This window comes from Pseudomonas sp. AC532 (genome assembly GCF_979258965.1).
The window spans coordinates 19,128-43,568 of record NZ_OZ409888.1 but is presented as its reverse complement, the minus strand read 5'-3'; the positions used below and the strand labels follow the sequence as shown (position 1 = coordinate 43,568).

Below are 24,441 nucleotides of genomic sequence, written 5' to 3'. Positions count from 1 at the left end.
GCTATCTGCTGCATAGGAGGGATCAATTCGCTGTCAGGCACATCACCGCCCTAGACTGGCTCCATCTGATGCAGGAGCCCGTCATGACCCCACACACCGCTACCCTCGCCCAATCACGCTGCACCGAATCGCTCGACATGCCGGTGCTGGCCATTGCGCTGCCCTTGTTGCTGGTGTCGCTCGTACTGGCCGGCAGCAGCACCAGCCCGGTGGCACTGGTCCTGTCGGGATTGGGTGCGATGGCCGCGTACGCCTTGGCGCGCCAGGCGCTAGCTCCCACTGCAGATGCTCAGCCGAACACCGTCACCGTCTGACGACTGATCGCCAGCAACTCGCCTTCATTGCTCCAGAGTGCTGCCGCGACATGGCCGTAGCCATCGCGGGCCTGCTCGATTTCTGCGCGATACAGGCACCATCGATCCGAGGTCAGCGCAACCAGCGGCTGCATGAACTCGATCGTCCAGGTCAGTGAGCTGCCGGGCGCAGGCGCCTTGAGCAGCGACAGCACCGCCGGAGGCCAGGCATCGACAAGGCCGAGCAGGTGCGCTTCGTCGAGCGATTCGACCTGCTGCTGGTCGCGAAAACGCACCCAGCCCCCCATTTCTCGCGACTGGCTGCCACTGAATGGCAAACCGCCCAGCCCCCAGCGCATGGCAATATGACGGGTGAATTCCGGCGTGACCTGGGGGATATAAGGCAGCTCCTGGCTATTCTCCACGGCCTTGATCAGCGGCGCGGGTTGCGCATCGACCCTGACCGATGAGGAACGTCCGGCGCCAAAGCTGCCCTGCACCAGCGCCACCACCTGGCCGTTCTGCAACGCGCGGCCCAGCACCTGGCTGACCGCCTTGCCCTCGCGCAGTACCTCGGCCTCGAAGCAGGTCGCCACGCCAGGCTCGACCGGTGCGACGAAACTGATCGCCAGCGAACGCGGCGGGCGGTCGGCCGGCACCTTGGCGCGCATGACGCTGTACACCAGCGCCGCCACCACACCACCAAAGCTGGCCCGCCCCTGCCCCCAGTCAGCCGGAATCGTCAATGCCTGCGGCGTACGCTTGACCTCATCGAGCAATGCGAAGAAATTCATATGCACCTCCCCTGTATGTCATCCGATGGTAGGGGCCCCGGCCATTAACGGCGAGCCTGAGGTGCAGGCCAGTTCGGTCATTTTCAGGACATACCGCCCAATTCATTCAAGTGCCGTGAGCAGACGCGCCTGCACCCCGTGCGCCTTGTGGTCGGCATCCTCCATGGACTGCCGCCAGGCGGCCTCGAACACCTGTAGATCTGGCTCTCGTTCGGCGCGGGCCAGCCATTGCAGGTGGTCGTGCCAGTCACCCAGCACCGCCTGGCCTTTTTTCAGCAGCTTGAGTTGCTTGTCGGACAACGGCGACAGCTCTGGGTATGCTTCGGCGGTGTAGCGCACACGCTTGATGAGCAGCCGCACGCGATGCCGGTCATGCTCGGCATCACGCAACGCTTCCACCAGGCGGGCGCGCTGTTTGCGCAGGTAACGCCGCACCTTCTTGTGCAGCTGATCCAGCTCGCCGCTCGCCTGCTGACGCGCCAGTTCCTGCGGCCATTCGTCCAGCGCGCGAAACAGCGCCGGCAGTTGACGGCTCCCTAGAAGCAAGGCATCCCCGTTGGCCCGCTCGGCCACACGCCGATCAGCGGCAGCGTGCTCGCCCTGCTCACGCAGCGTGGCGATCAACACCTCGAGGTCTCGCAGTGGGCCACTCAGGCGACCGAGCTCGGCTGCACGCTGCTGTAGCGCATCACTGCCCGCCGCTCCCTTCAACGGCTTCAACAGGCTGCGCAGCCTGCGCAGGCAGACCCGCATGTCATGCAGCGCCTCGTCATCGGTGTGGGCCTGCAACCGCTCACGGCAGGCATACAGCGCCACCTGCAACTGCAGCACTTCGCTGCGCAACGTGCCAACAAAACCACTCATCGCAGGTACTCCTGAAAACCGTTCAATGGGGTCGACTCCAACGCCACGGCAGCTGACGACGAAGCGCTTTCAGCTGTTGGACTAGCACCGTGGTGGAGATGTTCTGCTCCGCATACCGCTGAGTTTCGTAGGTTCGCGTAAAGGTGTTGATCGCCTCCGCCTGTCCGGGCAGTGCCTGGGCAGCGCGTAGCGCGAAAGCTCGCGGCCCCTCGCCGGGAAACCGCTGGATGGCATGGCGTGCCAACAAGCGCTCGAAGCGCAGGAATACCCGCTGCAACGGGTCGCGCTCGACGCGCCAGGGCTTGAACAGCCACAGCGACAGCAGGCCCAGCAGCACACCACCACCGCCGACCAGGGCAAGGATCAGGCGAGTGGCATCGACCTGCCCGAACCAGCGCTGCAGCAGCTCGAACTGCTGGGCACCCTGATAGCCCAGAACGAAGCGCTGCCAACCATAATTGAGCTCGTCCCAGGCCAGACGCACCTCGTTGAGCCAGGTCAGGTTACGGTAGCGCAGCGGTGAAAACGGCGAATCGGCGAGAAAGCTCTCCTCACCCGCCAGCGCCTGCTCCAGACCCTGTTCGATGCGTTCGGGCGCGACCTGAAAGGTCGGGTCCACGCTGGTCCAGCCTTTTTCCGGCTGCCAGTATTCGACCCAGGCGTGGGCATCGAACTGACGCACCTGCACATCCTGGCCGTTCCCGCTCAGCTCACCGCCCTGGTAGCCGGCCACCACGCGGCTGGGTATCCCGGCGGCGCGTAGCACGAACGTCATCGCCCCCGCATAGTGGGCACAGAAGCCACTACGGGTATCGAACAGAAACTCGTCGATGGCATCCGCGCCCAGCGGCGCAGGCCGGAGGGTGTACACGTAAGGCTGACGATTGAAATGGCGCAGCAGCGCCGCGACCAACTGCTCATCCTGCGGGTGCTGCTGGCGCAGCTCCTGGGCCCAGGCACGGCTGCGCGCATCGCCCTGTTGCGGCAGTCGCAACCAGGTCTGCATGCCGTTCGCACGCGCCTCGGGTTCGCGCACGGCCCGCGGCCAGGAGGTAACGTCATAGAGCAGCGCACGGTCCACCGGGCGGTTACGCTGCAGGCGGAAATCACCCATCTGCCGGGTACCCTGCAGATCGCTCTGAGCGACGTCCAGCGCGAACAGCCAGGGTCGCGTGGTGGGCTGCATGACGATGCTGTAGCGCAGCGCATCACCACGCGGCTGCCACTGCGGCGGCGGCGAGAACTGCGCCGCTGATGATTGCGACCAGCGCCGCCCGTCGTAATGGTCGAGCGTCAAGGCACGCCAGTACAACGCTTCGCGTGGCGGCACCTGGCCTTCGAAACTGGCGCGAAACGCCAGCGCCCCCGAACGGGTCAACTCGGCGATATCGCCCGGCGCCATGCTGTCGGCCAACCCCGTCACCGCGCCACGTTCATTGGGTACCGGCAGCGACCACAGCGGCCCCATGCGCGGAAAGAACAGGAACAGCAGCAGCATCAGCGGCAGCGCCTGCACGAGCAGGCTGGCAGAGAGGCGCAGGGTGCGCCACGGGCGGCTGGCAGTGCCACTCTGCTGCAGGCCGATCAGGGCCGCGAGCAAGGCGCACACCGGTAGCAGGCTGAACAGGGCGACGAGGATGCTGTCATCGAACAGATACGCGGTGACCACCACGAAGAAGCCGAGGAAAATCACCACCAGTGCATCGCGCCGCGTGCGCATCTCCAGCAGTTTGAGAATGAACGCAGCGATCAGCAGCACCACCCCGCCGTCCAGCCCGACCAGCGTGCCGCGCGACAGCAGCACGCCAAGCGCTGCCACTAGGATCAGGCCGACTCGCACCGCCAACGTCGGGTAGCCTGCGCGCATGCGAAATATCTGCACGCGCCAAAAGGCGCAGCCAATCCACAGGCCGATCACCCAGAGCGGCAGATGACCCAGATGGGGAACTATCACCAGCGCCTGCGCCACCAGTAGCCAGGTCAGGCTGATCCGCGGAATGCCCTGGATCGCGCTCATGCACGGGCTCCATGCAGCGCCAGCGCTCGCAGGCACTGTTCGCGGTGGCGCTCTCCGATGTCCGCCGCGAACACGATCCCCGGCAGTTGCAGTGCAAACGGCTGCTGGCGCTCGGACAGCACCAGCACCCAGTGACAGAGCAGCGACAGCCGGCTCTCCACATCGCCGCTGAGCACCTCGAAATCCAGCAGCAGGTCACGGCCGTTCTGCGCCGTGAAATCCTTGACCAGCAAACCCTGGCCGCGCGAATACGCTTTCCAGTGCAGACGCTTACGCGAGTCGCCAGGCTGATAGGTCCGCAAGCCCTGAAAATCGTCGCTGCCCTGGCCGTGGCTCAGGGTACCGTGCTCCTGATCATCGTCGCTACCGCCGGCCGCCAGCGGCAGTTCGCCTTGCAAAGGGCGCGGATAAACAAGCACCGCCTGGTCCAGGTCGACCAGGCTCCAGGCCACCAGCAACCCCAGGGGAAATCGGCTTTCCACCCGCAAGCGCCCAGGCTGCAGCCAGCCACGGCGTGCAGTGGGCACGCTCAGTTCGCACTCCACCGCGCCGCTGGCGGGCACATCCTGCTGCAAGGTGTCGGCCGGAGGCCAGCCCAGCGCGATGGCCTCGTGGCCGCGGCCGCGGCTCTCGAGACGCACGCGCAGACGCGCCTGCTCGCCGGCGAACACCGCGCCCGCGCCTCCGGCATGCAGCACCAGCCCGGCCAGGTTGCGGTAGGTGTGCAAAATGGTAACGACGAACACCGAGCCCAGCAGGAAAGTCAGCCCGTAAGCCAGGCTGCTCTGGTAATTGATGGCAGCCAGAAGCATCACCATCAGCGCCGCGAGAAACGCCATGCCGACGCGCGAGGGCAGGATGAAGATCCGCCGCTGATTGAGTTCAATACTGGCCGCCGCCGGAATGCGCTTGACCAGCCAGCGACTCCAGCGCTGCCTGATGGTATTCCTCAAAGCGCCGGCACCTCACGCAGCAGCCACTGCACCAGAGCGCCACCACCATGCCCGGCCGGGTCGGCCTGATCGCGCAGGCGGTGCCCCGCCACCGACGGCAGCACCGCTTGCACGTCCTCGGGAATCACGTAATCACGCTGCGCCAGCAACGCCCAGGCGCGCGCCGCCGCGAGCAGCGCCAGACTGCCACGCGGCGACAGTCCCCAGGCAAACTGCGGTTGCGTGCGCGTGGCCTCGACCAGCCGCAACACGTAGTCGACCAACGCATCGCTGACCCGCACCTTCGGCACTTCGGCCTGCAGCCTGGCGAGCTCGGCATGATCGAGCACCGCATCGAGCGTTGGCAGCACCGAGCGACGCGGCTCGCCCAGCAGCAACGCCTTTTCCGCCGCACGCGCCGGATAACCGAGCGACAGGCGCATGAGGAAGCGATCGAGCTGCGACTCCGGCAGGGCAAAGGTGCCACTCTGGCTGATCGGGTTCTGAGTGGCGATGACAAAGAACGGATCTGGCAATGGCCGGGTCGCGCCCTCGATGGTCACCTGGCCCTCCTCCATCGCCTCCAGCAGCGCACTCTGGCTCTTGGGTGTGGCACGGTTGATCTCATCGGCAAGCACCAGCTCGGCGAAGATCGGCCCCGGGTGGAAAAGAAATTGCCCGCTGTCCTTGTCGAACACCGAGGTGCCGAGGATATCGCCCGGCAACAGATCGGAGGTGAACTGGACGCGCTGGAAGCTCAGCCCCAGTACCTTGGCCAGGGCATGGCTCAAGGTGGTCTTGCCCATGCCCGGCAGGTCTTCGATCAGCAGGTGACCACGCGCCAGCAGGCAGGTCAGCGCCAGGCGCACCTGCGCCTCCTTGCCGAGCAGCACCTGGTTCACGGTGTCCAGGCAGGCGTCCAGTTTCGTGTGCATCGTTCACTCCCTCAGGCAAGTGAGTCGATGCTACTGGCCCGGCGGTGGCTGGCAAAGCATTACGTAACCTTTGCTGACGAAAGTGTGGGCCAGGCCCGGACTTGAGCATCAGCAGGCTGTTTCATGGCGTGCTGCCGGGGGTGGAGGATACTGGCGCTAGGTTGACGGCGGCACCGGCCAGCAAAGCAGCACCATCGGACCGTCAGCCGCCTGGACGGCGGCTTGCCGGGTTCGCCATTCAAGCTGTACCGGTTACCGTCACCCGGGTCGCTGCAGGTCGAAGGTGTCGCGGGTCCGGCTGTAGGCGGCACCTCCAAGGCGACCGATCAGGTCGAGACGATGCGGGTCGACCCTGCCCTGTTCGGTGAGCACCTCATCCGCGACGTGCGCGAGCAGCACCTCGGCAAAAATGAGGTGGTGGTTGGGCTGCTGGCGGGGGTAGCCGATGATCTCGGCCACGCGGCACTCGAACGCCACCGCTGCGCCAACGACACGCGGCGGCGCCACCCGAGTACTGGGTAGCGAGGCGATTGCGCAGTGTTCGAACTCACTGCTGCTGCGCGGCAGGACCGCGGCACTGGCATTCATCGCCTCGGCCTGGGCGAAGGAGACCAGATGAATAACCAGTTCGCCCGTTTCCTGAGCGTTACGCAGCGTGTCTTTGAGCAGGCCATCGTCCCGGGTGCCGACGTTCACCATCAGCGTGGCCGGCTCGTCACTGATGACCTGGAAGAAACTGAAGGGTGCCAGGTTGGCGACGCCGTCCCTGGAAAGGCTCGACACCCAGGCGATGGGCCGGGGTGTGACGGTTGCGGCAAGCCAGCGGTAACGCTCCAGCGGGGTCAGGTCGGCGAAATCGAGCAGCATTGCATTCTCCAGGCAATCAGGTCGCCGTCAGCTTACCCAAATCGGCCGGCAGGGCCTGCGTTCAATGCCGCAGGGCCGCAGCCGGCGGTCGAGGTCAGCGGCCTGCCCGCGATTCACGAATATAGAAACGGGCCTTTTCCGATTTGTTGGTGCAGCCCCGGAACGCCTCGAACTGTTGCTGAGTTTTCGCCGCCGTCATCAACGATGCGGCCTTGGAGTAACTGACGGTACCGGCAAAGCCTTCGGCCTTGGCCAGATCGAGCTCCTGCCAGGCCGCGTCCAGCTGGCTTGCACAGCTATCGCGGTACGAGGTGGTCGCTGAGCAGCCCGCCAACAGCGCAATCGGTAAAAGAATCCAGGCTTTCATGTCGCATACTCCAGAAGTTGACCGGCAATCATGTTGCCGGTGCTGATTATGACGGCACGCCAGAGAAAAAGTGCCACTATCACCTGGGCGGCGTGACACACACTGCGCAGTTTTTGCAGAGCGGTTTCGGGGGGAGCGGGATGAGCAAGAAAGTGGCACTGGTGCTGGGGTCCGGTGGTGCACGCGGCTACGCGCACATCGGGGTAATCGAAGAGCTGGAAGCCCGCGGTTACGAGATAGGCTGCATCGCCGGCTGCTCCATGGGCGCGGTGGTCGGGGGCATCTATGCGGCCGGCAAGCTCAAGGATTACAGCGACTGGACACAGAGCCTGGATTATCTGGATGTGCTGCGCCTGCTCGACGTCAGTTTCCGGCTTGGCGCCATTCGTGGCGAGAAGGTGTTCGGGCGGATTCGCGACATCGTGGGAGAGATCAATATCGAGTCGCTGAACATCCCCTTCACGGCAGTCGCCACCGACCTCACCAACCAGCAGGAAATCTGGTTTCAGGAAGGCTGTCTGCACCAGGCGATGCGCGCCTCGGCGGCGATTCCCAGCCTGTTCACCCCGGTCATCCAGGGCAAGCGCATGCTGGTCGATGGCGGCTTGCTCAATCCGCTGCCCATCGTGCCCGTGGTGTCCAGCCATTGCGACCTGATCATCGCCGTCAACCTCAACTCGGCCCAACAGCAGCATTACCAGTTACCGGTGATCGAGCGCCCGGCTGCGCTGAAGAGCCGCTTCGATCAGTTGATGACGTCACTGGGCTCGCGCCTGCCGACATTACGCCGCAGGGAGGGCGGCGACGATCAGCTTCTGCTGCTCGACAACCAAGCCGGGCCGCGCATGCCCCGGCAACCCGATCTGTGGCTGCAGGACCCGATCGATCCCCATGCGCAACAGCCAGCCGCCGCGCCACAGGGCGGCAGCGCGCCGAAGTCGGCGAGCGGCTCCCGGGTGGCCAGCATGGTGGGACCGGCTTCGCTGCTGGAACTGATCAACCAGAGTTTCGAAGTCATGCAGACTTCGCTGTCACAGTACAAGATCGCCGGGTATCCGCCGGACATCCTGATCAACGTGCCGAAGCGGGTGTGCCGGTTCTTCGAGTTCTACAAGGCGCCGGAGCTGATCATGCTGGGCCGACAGATTGCCAGCGACACCCTCGACAAGTACGAACGCGGCGACCGCTAAGGCCGCCGCTCAGCGCGGCGGGGTGCGTTCTTCGGGCGGCGCCAGCCCAGCCGGCGCCTTGTGCGCGACCCAGTCGCTGAGCAGGCTGTAGGCCACCGCCAGCAGGGTGGGCCCGAGGAACAGGCCCATGAAGCCGAAGGCCAGTATGCCGCCGAACACGCCAAGCAACACCACCACCAGCGGCAAATTGCCGCCGCGGCTGATCAGGTAGGGTTTGAGGATGTTGTCCACGCCACTGATGATGAAAAATCCCCAGACGCCGAGGAACACCGCCATACCGATCTCGCCTTGCCAGACCAGCCAGGCGACTGCCGGCCCCCAGATCAACGGCGGGACCATGATCAAGCTGCAGGCGAAGGTCAGCAGGCCGAGCAGCAAGGCGCCGGGAATACCGGCGATCATGAAACCGATGTAGGCCAGAATGGCCTGCGCCACCGCGGTGCCGAGCACGCCGTTGACCACTCTCTGCACGGTACCGGCAACCAGTTCGAGGTAGTGCTCGGCGCGCTCGCCAATCAGCCGCTCGAGCAGGCTTTCGACGAACGCCGCCAGGCGTGGCCCATCGCGATAGAAGAAGAACACCAGAATCAGGCTGAGCGCCAGTTCTAGTATGCCGCCACCGATCTTGGCGCTGCGTACCAGCAGGAAGTTGCCGACCTGGCCCAGGTACGGCTGCACCGTGGCGAACATTGCCGACCCCTGCTGATCGAGGGTTTCCCAGATACTCACCAGACGGCCACCAACCAACGGTAGCGATGCCAGCCAGTCTGGCGGAGCCGGCAGGCCTTCGACCTGAAAGCCCTTGATCATATCCGTGCCGTCACGGATATGATCGGCCAGGTTGACCCCGAGCATCACCAGCGGCACCGCCACCAGCACGATCCATACGCCGGTCAGGATGCCCGCGGCTACCGACTGGCGGCCCTTGAGCATCCGGGTCAACCAGCGCATTACAGGCCAGCTGGCGAACGACAGCACGGCGGCCCAGAACAATGCCGACCAGAACGGAGCCAGCACCCACAGGCTGGCACCCAGCAGCCCCAGTAACAGGATCTGCACCAGCAAACGGTCATTATTCGGCATTTTTCAATGTTTCCAGCACATCAGACTCGGGCCACTAAGCCTGCTCTACGCTTAATGCGGTAGGGCGATGCAAGACCTGAACGGCCCAAAAGAACAGACGAGGACGCGCAGTCTACTGATGTGAACGGGCATTCCGAATCTATTTTTAAAGCAGCGCCGGCGCTCGTCACACTCGAGCAGCTTCGGGTGTACTCAGCGTAGCACGTCGATACGCAGCCCATCGCCCGTGCTCTCGCCGATCTCCAGGCGGGCCGCCCTCACCCGCTGTTCGATCAACGCCTCACGCCAGGCTTCGGCCTGGGCACCCGACAGGCTGACCCGCAGGGTGCTGTCCAGATTGAGGCTACGCGCCAGCAGCTCGCTCCACTCGTCGTCCGGCGCAATGCGCCGCGGCAGGCGCAGCTCACCGGTGCTCTTCAGCTGCCGCGACAACGTGGCAGGCGTTGGCAGCACCTTCGCCAACGGCTGGTTGGCTGCCAGCGACTCGACGTGCAGATAGGCGCGGCGGTTACCGCGGGTGATGCTGTACAGCGCTACCAGGTTGTCCTGGTTCGGCTCGGCCAAACGCAGCAAGGCATAGGCTTGCTGGTTATCCGAGCCATACAGGGTGGAGTTGCCGAATACCGCATTGGCCCACAGGCTGCTGGAGCCACACTCCCGCCCCTCGCACCAATACAGCACATGGGCATCCTGATCCTGTAGCGCCTGGCGGGCCTGGGTGAATACCTCGGTGGCAGTGTGGGTGCCCGGCAGCTCGTAGGTGATGGCGGTGAACTGTCCTTCGGCAAGGACCTCACGCTCGTAGCGCAGGCGCCCGCTGATGCGTCGGATGGTCCCCTGCGGGTAGATACGTTCCTGATCCGCCGCCTCCTTGAAGGTGACGATCTCGCTACCGGGAAACCGCGGCAGCACATCGAGGTCGCGGCTGCCGGCGACGTCAGCCGTGGCAGCACCGCTGACCAGCATCAGGACAAACAGGTAGCTCAAGCGCATGAGCACGCTCGCTGCTCGCGGCTGTCTGGGGTCAACAAGGTCGATGGCAGAGCGGCACTCTCAGGGGACGCGAACAGCGCTTCCAGCGCGAAGGTGTACAAATCGGTCATGCGGATCTCCATTGCAATGCGACACCTTTCCCCACTTGCAGCAGGCCGTCAAGGCGCGCTCAGGAAAGCTTTGAAACAGTCTGCTACCAATTGCGCACCCTGCTCATCGTCGAGGTGCAGATGATGCCCGCCCGGCAGCCGCTCGACCTCGATTGCGGTCTGCGCCAGCCATTCATCCAACCCCTCGCGGGGCGCCAGCAGCCCGTGCTCGGCCAGCACCAGCCGGGCCGGGCACTGCAGGCCCGCCACGAAGGCACGGACATGGTCGCGGGTCAGCCGCAGCGGCGTCGGCAGTGTCAGGTGGTTGTCGGTGCGCCAGGTATAGCCACCCGGCACGGGCATCAGCCCGCGCTGGGCGAGCAGCTCGGCGGCCTCATAGCTGACCAGCCCCACGCCACGCTGGCGCACCTGCGCGGCGCGCTCCAGGCTCGGATAGACCGGCTTACGCTTGGCAGGCAAGGCCAGTCGCGCGCGCAGGGAATCAGCGAGTGAGGTGACCGCGGCACCGGCTTCGGTGGTTGGCGGAATCAGGCCGTCAATAAGCGCCAGGCGCTGAACACGCTCAGGAAAGGTGGCGGCCAACAGCACGGCGACGATCGCCCCCATGGAATGGCCAAGCAGGCTGAAGCGCTGCCAGCCGAACTGCTCGGCCACCTGCAGCACGTCATAGGCGTAGTCCCACAGCGCATAGCCCGCGCCCGGCGGACGGTGATCCGAATGGCCGTGACCGGCAAAATCCAGGGCGACAATCCGCAAGCCGGGCAGCTTCGGTGCCAGCCGGGCGAAGCTTGCCGCATTGTCCAGCCAGCCATGCAGGGCGATCACCGGCGAGCCCTGCTCCGGGCCATGGATTCGAGCGGCCAGGTCGATGTGCGGCAGGCGCACACGCAGCTCGTCGACGCCCGACATCAGCACTCGCCCCCCGCCGTGACTCGCCAACGCGCCAACAGCGCGCGCAGCAGCCGCGCGGTGTCATCGGGGTGTTCGAGAGGAAACATGTGCCCACCCGGCAGCGTGAAAAATTCTCCCCGCGGTGCGCGCCGGGCCATGCGCCCGTGGTGCGCGAGGACCACCCGGCTCTCGGCGCCCTTCACCAGCGCCAGCGGTACCTGGAGCTGCTGCGGTTGCCCGGGGCTGATGTGCGGCACGCTGCGGTAGATGCTGATCTCGGTCGCCGCTTCGAAGCACAGGCGCAGGCCGTCTGCATGTGCCTGCAGACCGTGTTCGACATAGGCATCCAGGCAGTCCGGATCGAAGCGCCTGAACAGCGCCCGGTCAGCGAAGTAGCGACGGGCCTCGAACCCATCGACAAAGGCTTCCCGGCGCCCCAGGGTCCGCCCGGCAGGGGTGAGGCGATCGATGAACCCGAAGCGCTTGGCGGCACGTATCACCATCTGGTCGGTGCGCGTCAACAGCGGCGAGTCGAGCATCACCAGGCCGCGGTAGAGCTCCGGCCTGCGCAGCGCGGCGTGGTAATGCAACACCCCGCCCAGCGAATGCCCTACCCCCCACACAGGGCCCGCACACTGCTGCAGATGGTGAAGCAGTTCGTCGACCAGGTTGCTCCAGTTGTCGTTAACCGGAAAACGCGGATCGTGGCCGTGCCGAGGCAAATGCTGCACCTGATACTCGGGGGCCAGCGCCGCAAACAGCTTGCCGTAGGTGGCGGAGGGAAAGCCGTTGGCGTGGGCGAAGAAGATAAGCTCGGACATGATGATGGCGCTGCTGGCGGGCAATGCCGGGATTGTCGGCCAGCCTCTGGCGCACGGCAACGACCGTAACGGTCAGGAAGCACGACGCTCCGGCCAAATCCCGTGCCTGGCAGGCCGCCGTCACCGCTCGGGAGGCTGGCCGCCGAGCGGCACGATGGCCATGGTCAGCCGCGCGATACAGCTGGGCCGGCCGTCATCGCCGGCGAGACGGATATCCCACACATGCGTGGTGCGCCCCAGGTGCACCGGCCGGGCCACGGCAGTGACACGCCCCGAGCGCAGGCCCCGCAAGTGATTGGCATTGACCTCGAGGCCAACACAGAAGAACTTCTCGGTGTCGATGCACAGGTAGCTGGCAGTGGACCCAAGGCTTTCCGCGAGCACCACCGAGGCGCCGCCGTGCAGCAGGCCGTAGGGCTGGTGGGTTCGCGCATCGACCGCCATGCTGGCGGTAATGGAATGCTCATCGAAAGCTTCGAAACGGATACCCAGCAACTCGCCGATGCTGTTGCGCTGCGAGGCGTTGATGTCGTCGAGATTGGGCGTCTGGCGCCAGAGGGTCATGGATCATCCTTATTATTGGTGGCCAAGCCGCCATCGAGGCAGGTATTGATAGGGCCCGTCGTCGAAGTAACGCCCCAGCCGCGGCTCAGCGCACGTCGGGATGGGCCAGCGATACCAGGCTCATCAGACCGGCAATGATATCGTCCCCTTCGAGCAACGCCAGGCTGGCCGTGTGCATGGGCAGCGGTTGTTGCCGGTGCCCATGCACCAGCAAACCGCCGAGCGCGCCGATGAAAGGCTGATGCGAAACCAGCAGGATTTCGCTGCCGCGCAGGCGCTGCAGCATCGTCAGGCTCTCGCGCGGATCGCTTTCGGGGGTCAGCCACGGCACCGTCTGTAACTCGCACCGCAGGTCCAGGCCCTCATGCACCAGCGCAGCGGTCTGCTGGGCGCGTCGGTAAGGGCTCACCAGCATGGCCTGCAGTGCTGCACCGCGCAGGTGCTCGAGCGCCTGGCGCACCTCACGTCGGCCGTCACCCGTCAGCGGCCGTTCGGCATCGGTGCGCGCCTCGGCATGGGCTTGTCCATGGCGTAGCAGCCACAGCCTCATGACAAGGCGCTCACAGCTTCGGCTCCTCGTCCCTGGGCGGATGCGCAACCGGGGGCACGTTGTGTGCCGGCTCGCCCTGCGGCGGGCGCGGGGTCGGCCAGTCAGCGAACGGCCAGGGCTTGGCCTCGCTGTTGAACGTGCCGAAGCGACCGATCTGCGCCAGGTACTGACTCAGGCTGTCGCCAAATCCCAGCAGGCCGAGGTGTGGCGCGCCATATACCAGCCGATAGATCAATTGCAGCAGAACAACCGCAGCCAGTAGCAACTCGGCCACTTGCCAGACCAGCAGGAACAGCAGCATCCAGACAATGCGCAGCCCGATGGGCTCGCCTTTGGGATGTTCATTCATATTCGGACCTCTCAGAAGCCAGTGGCTGGAATGAAATCGACATCGGTCTTCGGTTCTGCCCGCATCAATGCCTCGATCACCTGATCCAGGGTGCGTCCCTCGAACAGGATTGCATGCAACCCGGCAACCAACGGCATATAAACCTGCAATTCGTCGGACCTTGCCTTCAGCACCTTGATGGTATTGACCCCTTCCGCCACCTCACCCAGGCGCTCGACCGCCTCTTGCAGGCTCAAACCTTCGCCGAGCGCGAAGCCGACCTGGTAGTTGCGGCTTTTCGGCGATGAGCAGGTGACGATCAGGTCACCGACACCGGCCAGGCCAAGGAATGTCATGGGGTTGGCGCCCAGGTGCACGGCGAAACGGGTCATTTCCGCCAGTGCCCGGGTGATCAGCATGCTCTTGGTGTTTTCGCCCATACCAAGGGCCGCCGCCATGCCGGCGATGATCGCGTAGACATTCTTCAGCGCTCCGCCCAGCTCGACGCCAAAGCGGTCGGCACTCGCGTAGACGCGGAAGGTGCGGCCGTGCAAAACCGCCTGCACCTCGCGGCACAGGTCTTCGTCCTCGCTGGCGACGACCGTGGCGGTCAACGTATGCGCGGCGATTTCCCGGGCCAGGTTCGGCCCCGAGATCACGCCGATTCGCGCCCCTGGGGCGACCTCTTCGAGAATCTGGCTCATCAGCTTGAACGTCTGCGCCTCGATACCCTTGGTGGTGCTGACCAGCATCTTGCCGGTGAGCAGCGCCGACACAGGCTGGAGCACCTGGCGCAAGGCGCTGGAGGGCAGCGCCACGAATGCCAGCGCGCAGCTGCCGAGCACGGTCGGCAGATCGGTGCTCGGCTCGACACCATCGAGCACCTTGACGCCCTTCAGATAGCGCGGGTTCTCGCGATTCACGCGGATGGCTTCGGCCTGTACCGGGTCGCGCATCCAATGCAGAACGCGATGGCCATTCTGCGCCAGCAGGTTGGCGATCGCGGTACCGAAACTGCCGCCGCCAAGCACTGCAATAGGTTGCTGTTGAGTCATGACCGATCCGTAATGAGCCTATGGCAATGCGCGCATTATACGACTCGCTCGTCACACGGCCAGCCTTGCGGCCTCGTGGCGGGCACACACCTGCCTGGCAAACATAAATCGGCCTTTTGGCAGCCTATGGCTGGCAAGGCGACGCGCCTCGGTTAACATGCAGCCCACTGCGCGTACAGGGCCGTTGCGTGACCACCAGAGTTCCAGCCTCCTTCCCGTTTCTTTTGCTGACCTGCATGGCGGCAGGCGAAGCCGTGGCCGACGACATCTTCAGTGGCGGCCAGACCGTGCCGCAGGTACTCACCGCCACCCGTTTGAAACAGGCGCCGGCCGCCGTGCCGGGTAGCGTCACGGTGCTCGACCGCAGCCTGATCAAGGCCAGCGGCGCCCGCGACATCGCCGAACTGCTGCGCTTGGTGCCAGGCATGATGGTCGGCTACCGCACCGGCAATCAGCCGACCCTCAATTACCATGGCGCCAGTGCCTCGGAGGCGCGGCGCCTGCAGGTGATGGTCGATGGCCGTTCGGTCTATCACCCTGGGCTCGCGACCGTCGACTGGTCGGACATTCCGGTGGCGATCGAAGATGTCGAGCGCATAGAAGTGTTTCGCGGCCCCAACACCGTGAGCTACGGCGCCAACGCGCTGATGGGGGTCATCAGCATCTTCACCCGCAATCCGCTCGACAGCCAGGGCACCCGGCTCAAGGTTACCCGCGGCCAGCGCGGTATCGCCGACTACCATGCCAGCCAGGGCAACGCCTGGGACGATGGCGCCCTGCGCCTGTCGATCAGCGGCCAGCAGGATGACGGCTTCGACCACGACGAGACCGATGCGCCCTACCGCGACAGCCGCCGACTCGAACGCATCAACCTGTCCGTGACCCAGCACCTGGACACGCGGCACAGCCTCGACTGGCAGCTGGCGGCGAAGGAAGGCAGCAACCAGCGGCCTTACCTGCACGAACCGCTGTTCGAAGGCATTGGCCTTGGCGACACGAACTCGGACATCAAGGCCCGTGATTACGCGGGCTCGCTGCGCTGGAGCTTCGAACAGAGCGCCAGCCACAGCCTGTCACTGCAAACCTCCCTGCAACATTGGGAACGCCTGGAACGCTGGCGCGCCTGCGAAGCGGAAATTGCCTTCAGCCCGCAGCTGGCCGAGCTGTGGTCGCTCAACCCCGGGTATGTAACGCGTTTGACCAGCGATCCGTTCGGCAGCGTACCCACGGGTACCGCCCAGGAGCGCGCCCTGGCGACGCAGATTCAGCAGCAACTGGCCGCGGGCGCAACGCGCGAGGTGTGCGGCATGGCCAACCAGAACATCCGCGAAACCCGCTACGACGTGGAGCTGCAGGATACCCTCAGCCTGGCGGACAACCTTCGCCTGCTCAGCGGCGTGGGGTACCGCCATGACCAGGCGGACTCGCAAACCTATTTTGGTGGCCGCCTCGGCAACCAGGTCTGGCGCCTGTTCGGCCACCTGGAATGGCAGGTCGACAAGCACTGGCTGCTGCAGGGCGGCGCCATGCTCGAAGACGACCGGCTCACCGGCTCGTCGCTGACGCCACGGCTTGCCGTCAACTACCTGATCACCCCCCGGCATGGCCTGCGCATGGTCTATTCGCAGGCGGTACGCTCACCGGACATGTATGAGAATAACGCCAACGCGCGCTACCGGGTCCGTGGCCTGCAGCCACAACCTTTCGGCCAGCGTGACGCCAACTACTTCCTGCATGCGCGGGGCCCGGGCAACCTCGAAAAGGAAGTCATCCGTTCTCACGAGCTTGGCTACAACGGCCTGTTCGCCCACGCCGGGCTGAGTGTCGACCTCAAGCTTTTCTACGACGAGATCCACAACATGATCAGCGAACCGCTGCGCGCTGATCGTTTCGCCCCTGACAACAGCCACCGCATGCGCTTCAGTGGTGCCGAAGGCCAGCTGGATTGGCAGTTCGCCCGCAGCGACCGCCTGCGCCTGAGCTACGCCTATGTCGATTTCAGCGCCACCAGCAAAACCGACCAGCGCCTCACCGCCCGTAACAGCGGCTCGGCCGGCTGGTTGCGAGACTGGGGGCTGGGCTGGTCGAGCGGGCTGTTCTATTACGGCGCGGATCGCCTCAACGAGCGCCGCTTCGAGCGCACCGACCTGCGCCTGGCCAAACGCACGGCCCTAGCCGGAAGCACGCTGGAGGTGGCCGGGGTGATGCAGTGGCGACTCGACGACGAAGCCCTGACCTGGCGCGAGAACAACTACGACGACCGTCGCCTGTTCTACGTCAGCGCCGAGCTCGATTTTTAGATGCTCGCCCGTCGCCTTTCGATAACGCTCAGCCGGCGCCCGTGGCGGCGCTGCCTGCTGCTCCTGCTGTGCGTGCTGCACGGCCCGCTGCAGGCTGACGAATTGCTGCTCAGCAGCGCCGGGGATACCAGCATCCTGCAGGGATTCGGCAGCGCCCTGACGTCCGCCCGCCCCCAGGACCGCGTGCGCATCGTGCCGCTGAACGACCTGCCGCCCCTTGACCAGTTGCCGGCCGACAGCCGCCTGATACTTTTCGGTCAGCCGGCGCTGGCCTGGCGCCTCAGCGCCCCGCAAGGTCCGCCCACACTGGTGTTGCAGGTCAGCAAGGCGCAGGCCCGTGCGACCCTCGGCGATCACGCACCGAGCAATCTCAGCGTGCTCTGGTCCGACCCCGCACCGCTGCGCCAGTTGCGCCTGGCCAAGCACCTGCAGCCGCATATCAGCCGAGTCGGTGTACTGCATGGCGCGCACAGTGCATTCCTGCTCGACGAGATTCGGCAGGCCGCCGCCAGCCTTGACCTGCAGATCGTCTCCGAAGGCTGGCCGAACACTCGCGACAACCGCCCCCTGCTGCGCCTGTTGCACACCAGCGATGTGCTGCTGGGCCTGGCTGACGACGACCTGTACAACCCGCAGACGGCCAAGAATCTGCTGCTCACCAGCTACGGCCAGCAGCGCGCCTTGATCGGCCCCAGCGCCGGCTTCGTCCGCGCCGGCAGCCTGGCCAGCACCTACAGCGACCAGGCTGACTGGCTGCAGACCCTCGGCAGGCTGCTCGACCAGCCACCACAGCGCTGGCCCCAGGGCACCTACTCGACCACATTCAAGGTGCTCGGCAACACCCAGGTCGCGCGTGCGCTGGCAGTGGAGCTGCCCAGCGACGAGGACCTGGCACGGCATCTGGCAGAAGGAGAAACGCCATGAAAGCCTGGCGTGGCGATAACATCCATATCCGCACCCAGCTCATCAGCGTCGGCCCGGCGCTGTTGCTGACCCTGCTGCTGACCGGCTTTCTGACCTTCAACCGCCTGCAGGACCTGCGTGCCGAAATCAACCACACCGGGCAATTGATCGCCAGCCAGTTGGCGCCAGCGACCGAATACGGCGTGATTTCCGGCAACCGCCAGGTACTCGAGGCGCTGCTGCAGGCCACGTTGAAAACGCCCCATGTGCGTTTCGTCGAAGTGCGCGACCGTGACGACAACATCCTCGTCTACCTGGAACAGCCCGAACATTCGCAATCGGGCAACGGCCACCTCGACATCTTCCAGGCCCCGATCCAGCAGCAACAGGTCGACCTGGGCCCTGACTTCATTCAGCAGAACGCGGTCGCGCCAGACTCCCCGCTCGACGATTACCTGGGCCGGGTAGTCGTCGGCATGTCCAGTGACGCCTTCAACACGCGCCAGCAGGAAATTCTTCTCAAGGTCGCCCTGCTGGTGCTGTTCGCGCTGGTGCTGACCTTCCTGCTGGCCCGTCGCCTCGCCAGGCGCCTCTCGCAGCCGCTGAGCGCGATGGGCACTGCGGTCACCGCGATCCAGGGTGGCAACTACCAGACCACCCTGCCGGAAGTGGGTGGCGGCGAGCTGGCCACCCTCGCGCGGCATATCAATCAGCTCGCCTCCGGCCTCAACAATGCCGCAATGGAGCAGCGCCAAGCCATGACCCTGCTGATCAAGGCACGTGAGGAGTCGGAGCTGGCCAACCGTGCCAAGTCGGATTTTCTGGCGATGATGAGCCACGAGCTGCGCACCCCGATGAACGGCGTTCTAGGCATGCTGCAGTTGCTGGAAACCACCGAGATGAGCCAGGAACAGCGCGAATACGCGGCCTTGGCCACGGAGTCGACGGAACACCTGCTCAAGGTCATCAACGACATTCTCGACTTCTCGCGCATCGAACGCGGAGCTCTGGAGTTGGAGCTGATCAGCTTCAACCTGCCCGTGCTGCTGAAAACAGCGCTGCAAGCCTTCCAGCATAGCGCCCAGCAACGCGGCCTGGCGCTGCGCCTGGAACTAGGCCAGGCGCTGCCGTCACTGCAGGTACAGGGCGACCCCACCCGGCTCAGGCAGATTCTGGTCAACCTGATCGGCAATGCGCTGAAGTTCACCGAGCGCGGCGAAGTGCGCGTCGAGGCGCACTGGCAAGCGCTCGACGAGCAAGTCCTGTGGTTCACCTGCCGCGTGCACGACACCGGCATAGGCATCAGCAGCGAACGGCTGGAGACCATGTTCGACGCCTTCCAGCAGGCCGACAATTCAATCTCCCGCCGCTACGGCGGCACGGGGCTGGGCCTGCCCATCGCGCGCACCCTGGCAGAGCGGATGGGCGGCACCCTGAAGGCCTCCAGCCAACCCGGTCAGGGCTCGTGCTTCACCCTGGAGATTCCGCTGCCTTTCGCGGCGCAGCAGCCATCTCTGCACCCCGTCGCCTCATCGCCCGGCCCGGCATTGCAGGAAACTCTCTCGGTGCTGCTGGTGGAGGACAACCCGGTCAACCAGACGGTAATCGAGGCGATGCTGCGCAGCCTGGGTTACCAGGTCACCCTGGTGGCAGATGGCGCGCAGGCCGTTGCCGCCGTGCCGCATGGGCGCTTTGCCGCGGTGCTGATGGACTGCCGCCTGCCAATCATGGACGGTTACGAAGCCACCCGGCGTATCCGCCAATTGGGCGCTGCCGGCCAGTTGCCGATCGTCGCACTGACAGCCAACGCCCTGCAGGGCGACCGCGAAGCCTGCCTGCAGGCAGGAATGAACGATTACCTCGCCAAGCCGTTCAAACGTGCTGAACTACAGGAATTGCTGGAACGCTGGCTGTCATCAAGCCGTTAGATGACTAGTCAGAACGACGGAAATGTTGCACGCTTGCTGGCTGAAGTGGGCGTCGGAGCGGCATTTGTGACACCATTGGCCGCAGCAGAGTACAACTGTACTCACCACACTGTGACTTTCACCACAACGCAACAGTCTATGACTAGGCTGCTGGCATGCGCTTACCAATGCGCTGCCGGCCAGGACGATTTACCCAGCCGAGGCGCGTGGGGATTATTGAGGAGCTCGCATGACCAAACAAAACGCCTTCACCCAGGAAGACCTGTTGCGCTGCAGCCGCGGCGAACTGTTCGGCCCGGGTAATGCGCAACTGCCCGCCCCCAACATGTTGATGATCGACCGGATCGTCCACATCAGTGAAACGGGCGGCAAGTACGGCAAGGGCGAGATTGTCGCAGAGCTCGATATCAATCCTGATCTGTGGTTCTTTGGTTGCCACTTCGAAGGCGACCCGGTCATGCCTGGCTGCCTGGGCCTCGATGCCATGTGGCAACTGGTCGGCTTCTTCCTCGGCTGGCAGGGCAACCCTGGCCGTGGCCGCGCGCTGGGTTCGGGCGAAGTGAAATTCTTCGGCCAGGTTCTGCCCACCGCCAAGAAAGTCACCTACAACATCCATATCAAACGCACCATCACCCGCTCGCTGATCCTGGCAATCGCCGATGGCAGCGTGAGTGTCGATGGTCGCGAGATCTACAGTGCCGAAAGCCTGCGCGTCGGCCTGTTCACTTCCACCGACAGTTTCTAAAGGATCCTTTCCATGCGTCGCGTCGTTATTACCGGTCTAGGCATCGTTTCCTGCCTGGGCAATGACAAAGAAACCGTCTCCGCCAACCTTCGCGCTGGCCGCCCCGGTATCCGCTTCAATCCGGAATACGCCGAAAAGGGTCTGCGCAGCCATGTTTCCGGCTCCGTCGACCTGAACCTGGAAGAACTGATCGACCGCAAGCTGTTCCGCTTCATGGGTGATGCCGCGGCCTACGCCTACCTGGCGATGGATCAGGCGATCAAGGATTCCGGGCTGAGCGAAGAGCAGGTTTCCAACCCGCGTACCGGCCTGATCGCCGGCTCCGGTGGTGCCTCCACGCTGAACCAGATGGAAGCCATCGACACCCTGCGCGAGAAAGGCGTCAAGCGTGTCGGCCCATACCGCGTCACGCGCACCATGGGCAGCACCGTTTCCGCCTGCCTGGCGACCCCGTTCAAGATCAAGGGCGTCAACTTCTCCATCTCCTCGGCCTGCGCGACCAGCGCGCATTGCATCGGCCAGGCCATGGAGCAGATCCAGCTCGGCAAACAGGACGTGGTCTTCGCCGGCGGCGGCGAGGAAGAACACTGGAGCCAGAGCTGCCTGTTCGATGCCATGGGCGCGCTCTCCACCCAGTACAACGAGACCCCGGAAAAGGCCTCTCGCGCTTACGACGCACACCGTGACGGCTTCGTCATCGCTGGCGGCGGCGGCATGGTCGTCGTCGAGGAACTGGAGCATGCTCTGGCGCGCGGCGCGAAAATCTACGCCGAGATCGTCGGCTACGGTGCGACCTCGGACGGCTACGACATGGTTGCCCCGAGCGGCGAAGGTGCGGTGCGCTGCATGCAGCAGGCGCTGGCCACCGTGGACACGCCCATCGACTACCTGAACACTCACGGCACCTCGACGCCTGTTGGTGACGTGGCCGAAATGAAGGGTGTTCGCGAAGTATTCGGCGACAAGGCACCGGCCATCAGCTCGACCAAGAGCCTGTCCGGCCACAGCCTGGGCGCCGCCGGCGTGCACGAGGCGATCTACTGCCTGCTGATGATGGAAGGCAACTTCATCACCGCCTCGGCCAACATCGAGGAGCTGGATCCGGCGGTAGCCGACCTGCCGATCCTGCGTGAAACCCGCGAAGACGCCAAGCTGGACACCATCATGTCCAACAGCTTCGGCTTCGGCGGTACGAACGCTACCCTGGTACTGAAGCGCTGGGCCGGCAACTGATAACGGCCTGATACAAAAAACGGCGCCCTCGGGCGCCGTTTTTTATGGCTGGGATTGATCGCGGCACCAGGGAGTGAGCCCGCCCGCCCGCCCGCCGGCCTGCGGTGAGCGGCGGTGCGGTCAGCGCGAGGCTGGTAGCGCCGCCTTGACGTGGCGCGGCAGGATCGAGAGAAAATTGTCCCGGGCGACCTTGTGGGCAACATCCTCGGGAAGCTGGTCGAGAAAACGATCGAACCCCTGCATGTACTCACCCATGCTGTCGAAGCGACCGACCACGTCGGAGCCGATCATGAAACGCTCTGGATACTGGCTGACCAGCTTCACCCATTTCGGGTCCGGCTTGCCGTTCTCATCGGTGAGATAAGGCCGGCGCATGGTCCAGGACAGATCGATATACAGGTTGGGGTAGCTTTCCAGCATGCGCGCCACGGTGTCGAAGAGGAAATCCAGTTTCTCCTGGTGCCGGTGGATCTCCATGCTGGTGCCGGCATGGGCCCAGATGAAGCGTACATGGGGATGATTGCGCAGCGGCTCCTCGATTTCCTGCAGATAGAGCGGGTTGCGCTCGCGCTTGGAGGTGATGTTGGAGTGCACCATCACCGGCAGGTCATACTCGGCGGCCAGGTGGTAGACACGGGTCATCGCCTCGTTGTTGGCCCGTGGCGTGCTGCCCTCGATGAGCGAGGTGAGGTCATCGTGGCGGGTGAACACTTCGCCAATGCCCTGCCATAGGCCAGGATCGAGTTCGAGCATGCGGCGGATATGGGCATCGGAATTCTTGTCGTTGGGATTGAAGCCGGACAGGAACGGATGAAAGCGGTGGCGTTGCGCCTCGGGCACCTGCTTGTAGGCATGGGCGATCAGCACATCGGTGGCGCTGTACCAGTAGGCGGCGGCATCGTCACCGGCGTAGTAGCGCGGGCGCTTGGGCTCGTCTTCATGCCATTTCTTGGCGACCGGAATACCCGAGAACATCACGTGGTCGACCTTCGCCTCGTCCATGCGCTGCAGCAAGATGTCCATGCCGGCGCTTTCCTGGAAGAAATCCACATAGTGCAGGTGGGCGTCGCTATAGCGGTATTCGCGTGCCTCGACCAGGCCGGCCAGCAGCCCCGCGGACAATAAAAAACCAAGACGAATCAGATGCATGCTGGCGTCCTCCTGACGATGAGCAGCATAGACTGCCGCCGCTTCGCTCAAGTTCATGCCTTATTGCGGCGCAGCCGGGGCAACGACGAGACTATTTGTTTCACTGCGCAGGCATCCGAAACGCTTCGTCTCGGGTATAACCCTTGGCACCTGAGGACGCAGCCCATGACAGGATGACGGCATGTCTGACCCGATATTCGATTACGAGACCACCCTGGAGGCCTGCGCACGCAGCGACGAGCGCGCTTTCCAGGCGCTGTACCGTCAGGAAGCATCGCAAATGCTGGGACTGGCGATCAGCCTGCTGGGCCAACGCGACCCGGCCGAGGATTGCCTGCACGATGCCTTCGTACAGATCTGGCGCAACGCCGGACGCTTCCAGCGCTCGCTGGGCAGCGGCCGTGCCTGGATCTACAGCATTCTGCGCTACCGCGCGCTCAACCAACTGCGCCAGCGCGGCCGCACCGTGGCGCTGGCGGACGACATTGCCGATCACCTGATCGACGAAAGCCCCTCGGCCGCCGAGCAACACGAACAACAGTCGGACAAACGTCATTTGCGCGCCTGCCTGCAGAAGCTCGAGCGCCCGCGGCGTCATCCGGTTCTGCTGGCGTTTTACCGCGGCCTGACCCATGAGCAGATCGCCGAGCGCCTGACCACCCCCCTGGGCACCATCAAAGGGCGCATTCGTAGCGGTCTGCGCGCACTGCAGGAGTGTTTGCAACGATGATAAGCACCGACCCCGCAGAACGCCGAGCGCTCATCGGCGAGTATGTCCTGGGCCTGCTAGAGCAGGATCAAGCCCGGGAAATTGCCGAGCTGATAGCGCGCGACCCGCAAGCTGCGGCCATGGCACTGGAATGGGAGCAACACTTTCTCGAGCTCAGTGACCGGCTTGATCCCAGCACGCCCTCGCCCGGAGTCTGGCCGCGCCTGCAGCAGACCCTCAACCTCGGTCACCAGGTCAATCGCTGGCAGGCCTGGTGGTCGAACCTCACGACCTGGCGCTTGACCAGCGCGGCCTTGGCGATGGCACTGATCATTGCCTTGCTGCCGATGCCGTGGCGTAGCGAAACAGCGCCGGCTATTTACACCGCTGTTCTGCAACCCCCGGGCGAAGCAGCAGCGCCGGGCTGGGTAGTTCATATCGACGCGAGCGGTACCTTGGTGCTCGACCCGTTACGCGAGGATCAGGTGGTGGCGGATCGCTCGGTGCAGTTCTGGACGCTTGTTGATCCGAAGGATGGCCCCCGCTCGCTCGGCCTGGTCGAGCCAGGCGAACGGCTTACCCTGTCAGCCGAGCAGATCGGCGCAGTGCGTGCCGGTCAGCTCTTTGAACTGACCCTGGAGCCGTCCGGTGGCTCGCCGTTGAACAGGCCAACAGGTGAAGTGCTGTATATCGGGCGCGCGGTCGTGGCGGCTCTGGACTGACTGGATGCAGGCCAGGAAACGGCAAATGTAAATAAATATGTCTGCCGACATCTGTAGCGCCATCTCATGGGTATTGATAACAGGTGCTTCATCACGGT

At 64.6% G+C, this 24,441-nt stretch carries 25 protein-coding genes; 9 read left to right on the top strand and 16 right to left on the bottom strand.

The genetic code is table 11. The features are described from left to right. Positions 1 to 83: 83 nt before the first annotated feature. Complete coding sequence (locus ACZ0AV_RS00225; RefSeq protein WP_499149169.1) at positions 84 to 314, top strand: hypothetical protein; 231 nt, start codon at positions 84 to 86, stop codon at positions 312 to 314. Here ACZ0AV_RS00225 and ACZ0AV_RS00220 read toward each other — a convergent pair. From ACZ0AV_RS00220 to ACZ0AV_RS00190, 7 genes are all read right to left on the bottom strand, one after another. Beyond that, positions 290 to 1,087, bottom strand: coding sequence for an acyl-CoA thioesterase (locus ACZ0AV_RS00220; RefSeq protein WP_499149168.1), 798 nt, complete (start codon positions 1,085 to 1,087; stop codon positions 290 to 292). The two genes, ACZ0AV_RS00225 and ACZ0AV_RS00220, sit on opposite strands and share 25 nt — an antisense overlap. Before the next feature lie 102 nt (positions 1,088 to 1,189). Beyond that, positions 1,190 to 1,951 (bottom strand): CHAD domain-containing protein, encoded by a 762-nt coding sequence (locus ACZ0AV_RS00215; RefSeq protein WP_499149167.1) that lies wholly within the window; start codon positions 1,949 to 1,951, stop codon positions 1,190 to 1,192. Between the two features lie 22 nt (positions 1,952 to 1,973). Next, positions 1,974 to 3,968 carry a transglutaminase TgpA family protein gene (locus ACZ0AV_RS00210; protein WP_499149166.1) on the bottom strand — a complete coding sequence of 665 codons (1,995 nt, stop codon included), beginning with the start codon at positions 3,966 to 3,968 and terminating at the stop codon, positions 1,974 to 1,976. After that, positions 3,965 to 4,921 carry a DUF58 domain-containing protein gene (locus tag ACZ0AV_RS00205; protein ID WP_499149165.1) on the bottom strand — a complete coding sequence of 319 codons (957 nt, stop codon included), beginning with the start codon at positions 4,919 to 4,921 and terminating at the stop codon, positions 3,965 to 3,967. The genes ACZ0AV_RS00210 and ACZ0AV_RS00205 overlap by 4 nt, the downstream gene beginning before the upstream one ends. After that, positions 4,918 to 5,835 carry an AAA family ATPase gene (locus ACZ0AV_RS00200; RefSeq protein ID WP_499149164.1) on the bottom strand — a complete coding sequence of 306 codons (918 nt, stop codon included), beginning with the start codon at positions 5,833 to 5,835 and terminating at the stop codon, positions 4,918 to 4,920. Before ACZ0AV_RS00200 ends, ACZ0AV_RS00205 begins: the two co-directional genes overlap by 4 nt. Before the next feature lie 258 nt (positions 5,836 to 6,093). Further along, the gene (locus tag ACZ0AV_RS00195; RefSeq protein ID WP_499149163.1) at positions 6,094 to 6,702 is read right to left on the bottom strand and encodes a flavin reductase family protein; all 609 of its coding nucleotides are present in this window, start codon (positions 6,700 to 6,702) and stop codon (positions 6,094 to 6,096) included. Between the two features lie 94 nt (positions 6,703 to 6,796). Further along, complete coding sequence (locus ACZ0AV_RS00190) at positions 6,797 to 7,069, bottom strand: hypothetical protein (RefSeq protein WP_225832731.1); 273 nt, start codon at positions 7,067 to 7,069, stop codon at positions 6,797 to 6,799. A gap of 140 nt (positions 7,070 to 7,209) precedes the next feature. Between ACZ0AV_RS00190 and ACZ0AV_RS00185 the strand changes: the two genes are divergently transcribed. Further along, positions 7,210 to 8,259, top strand: coding sequence for a patatin-like phospholipase family protein (locus tag ACZ0AV_RS00185; protein ID WP_499149162.1), 1,050 nt, complete (start codon positions 7,210 to 7,212; stop codon positions 8,257 to 8,259). Between the two features lie 9 nt (positions 8,260 to 8,268). Here ACZ0AV_RS00185 and ACZ0AV_RS00180 read toward each other — a convergent pair whose 3' ends face one another. The 8 genes from ACZ0AV_RS00180 to ACZ0AV_RS00145 form a co-directional block, all read right to left on the bottom strand. Further along, a complete protein-coding gene (locus ACZ0AV_RS00180; protein ID WP_499149161.1) occupies positions 8,269 to 9,342 on the bottom strand; it encodes an AI-2E family transporter in 1,074 nt (357 codons plus the stop codon). A 192-nt stretch (positions 9,343 to 9,534) separates the two neighbouring features. After that, on the bottom strand, positions 9,535 to 10,335 hold the full coding sequence (locus ACZ0AV_RS00175; protein WP_499149160.1) for a DUF4892 domain-containing protein: 801 nt from the start codon (positions 10,333 to 10,335) through the stop codon (positions 9,535 to 9,537). A 158-nt stretch (positions 10,336 to 10,493) separates the two neighbouring features. Then, a complete protein-coding gene (locus ACZ0AV_RS00170; protein ID WP_499153250.1) occupies positions 10,494 to 11,357 on the bottom strand; it encodes an alpha/beta fold hydrolase in 864 nt (287 codons plus the stop codon). Next, on the bottom strand, positions 11,354 to 12,157 hold the full coding sequence (locus tag ACZ0AV_RS00165) for an alpha/beta fold hydrolase (protein WP_499149159.1): 804 nt from the start codon (positions 12,155 to 12,157) through the stop codon (positions 11,354 to 11,356). Before ACZ0AV_RS00165 ends, ACZ0AV_RS00170 begins: the two co-directional genes overlap by 4 nt. A gap of 120 nt (positions 12,158 to 12,277) precedes the next feature. Further along, the gene (locus ACZ0AV_RS00160) at positions 12,278 to 12,721 is read right to left on the bottom strand and encodes a hotdog fold thioesterase (protein ID WP_499149158.1); all 444 of its coding nucleotides are present in this window, start codon (positions 12,719 to 12,721) and stop codon (positions 12,278 to 12,280) included. 85 nt (positions 12,722 to 12,806) lie between these two features. After that, positions 12,807 to 13,271 (bottom strand): phosphohistidine phosphatase SixA, encoded by a 465-nt coding sequence (gene sixA / locus ACZ0AV_RS00155; RefSeq protein WP_499149157.1) that lies wholly within the window; start codon positions 13,269 to 13,271, stop codon positions 12,807 to 12,809. 10 nt (positions 13,272 to 13,281) lie between these two features. Continuing rightward, positions 13,282 to 13,620, bottom strand: a complete 339-nt coding sequence (locus ACZ0AV_RS00150) for a DUF4389 domain-containing protein (RefSeq protein WP_499149156.1) — start codon at positions 13,618 to 13,620, stop codon at positions 13,282 to 13,284. A gap of 11 nt (positions 13,621 to 13,631) precedes the next feature. Continuing rightward, entirely contained in the window at positions 13,632 to 14,654 is a 1,023-nt protein-coding gene (locus ACZ0AV_RS00145) for an NAD(P)H-dependent glycerol-3-phosphate dehydrogenase (protein WP_499149155.1), read from the bottom strand. Positions 14,655 to 14,890: 236 nt separating this feature from the next. Between ACZ0AV_RS00145 and ACZ0AV_RS00140 the strand changes: the two genes are divergently transcribed. The 5 genes from ACZ0AV_RS00140 to fabB all read left to right on the top strand — a co-directional run bounded on the left by ACZ0AV_RS00140 (position 14,891) and on the right by fabB (position 21,763). Beyond that, on the top strand, positions 14,891 to 16,954 hold the full coding sequence (locus ACZ0AV_RS00140) for a TonB-dependent receptor plug domain-containing protein (RefSeq protein WP_499153249.1): 2,064 nt from the start codon (positions 14,891 to 14,893) through the stop codon (positions 16,952 to 16,954). Beyond that, positions 16,955 to 17,878, top strand: a complete 924-nt coding sequence (locus ACZ0AV_RS00135; protein ID WP_499149154.1) for an ABC transporter substrate-binding protein — start codon at positions 16,955 to 16,957, stop codon at positions 17,876 to 17,878. Next, entirely contained in the window at positions 17,875 to 19,785 is a 1,911-nt protein-coding gene (locus ACZ0AV_RS00130; protein WP_499149153.1) for an ATP-binding protein, read from the top strand. Before ACZ0AV_RS00135 ends, ACZ0AV_RS00130 begins: the two co-directional genes overlap by 4 nt. Before the next feature lie 229 nt (positions 19,786 to 20,014). Then, on the top strand, positions 20,015 to 20,530 hold the full coding sequence (fabA, locus tag ACZ0AV_RS00125; protein WP_042553806.1) for a 3-hydroxyacyl-[acyl-carrier-protein] dehydratase FabA: 516 nt from the start codon (positions 20,015 to 20,017) through the stop codon (positions 20,528 to 20,530). Positions 20,531 to 20,542: 12 nt separating this feature from the next. Continuing rightward, a complete protein-coding gene (gene fabB, locus ACZ0AV_RS00120) occupies positions 20,543 to 21,763 on the top strand; it encodes a beta-ketoacyl-ACP synthase I (RefSeq protein WP_499149152.1) in 1,221 nt (406 codons plus the stop codon). Positions 21,764 to 21,883: 120 nt separating this feature from the next. On the opposite strand, the gene ACZ0AV_RS00115 is transcribed toward fabB, so the two are convergent. Further along, a complete protein-coding gene (locus ACZ0AV_RS00115; protein ID WP_499149151.1) occupies positions 21,884 to 22,912 on the bottom strand; it encodes an amidohydrolase family protein in 1,029 nt (342 codons plus the stop codon). Positions 22,913 to 23,093: 181 nt separating this feature from the next. Between ACZ0AV_RS00115 and ACZ0AV_RS00110 the strand changes: the two genes are divergently transcribed. Both ACZ0AV_RS00110 and ACZ0AV_RS00105 read left to right on the top strand, forming a co-directional pair. Beyond that, a complete protein-coding gene (locus tag ACZ0AV_RS00110; protein ID WP_499149150.1) occupies positions 23,094 to 23,642 on the top strand; it encodes a sigma-70 family RNA polymerase sigma factor in 549 nt (182 codons plus the stop codon). Then, positions 23,639 to 24,343 (top strand): anti-sigma factor, encoded by a 705-nt coding sequence (locus ACZ0AV_RS00105; RefSeq protein ID WP_499149149.1) that lies wholly within the window; start codon positions 23,639 to 23,641, stop codon positions 24,341 to 24,343. Before ACZ0AV_RS00110 ends, ACZ0AV_RS00105 begins: the two co-directional genes overlap by 4 nt. Positions 24,344 to 24,441: the final 98 nt, after the last annotated feature.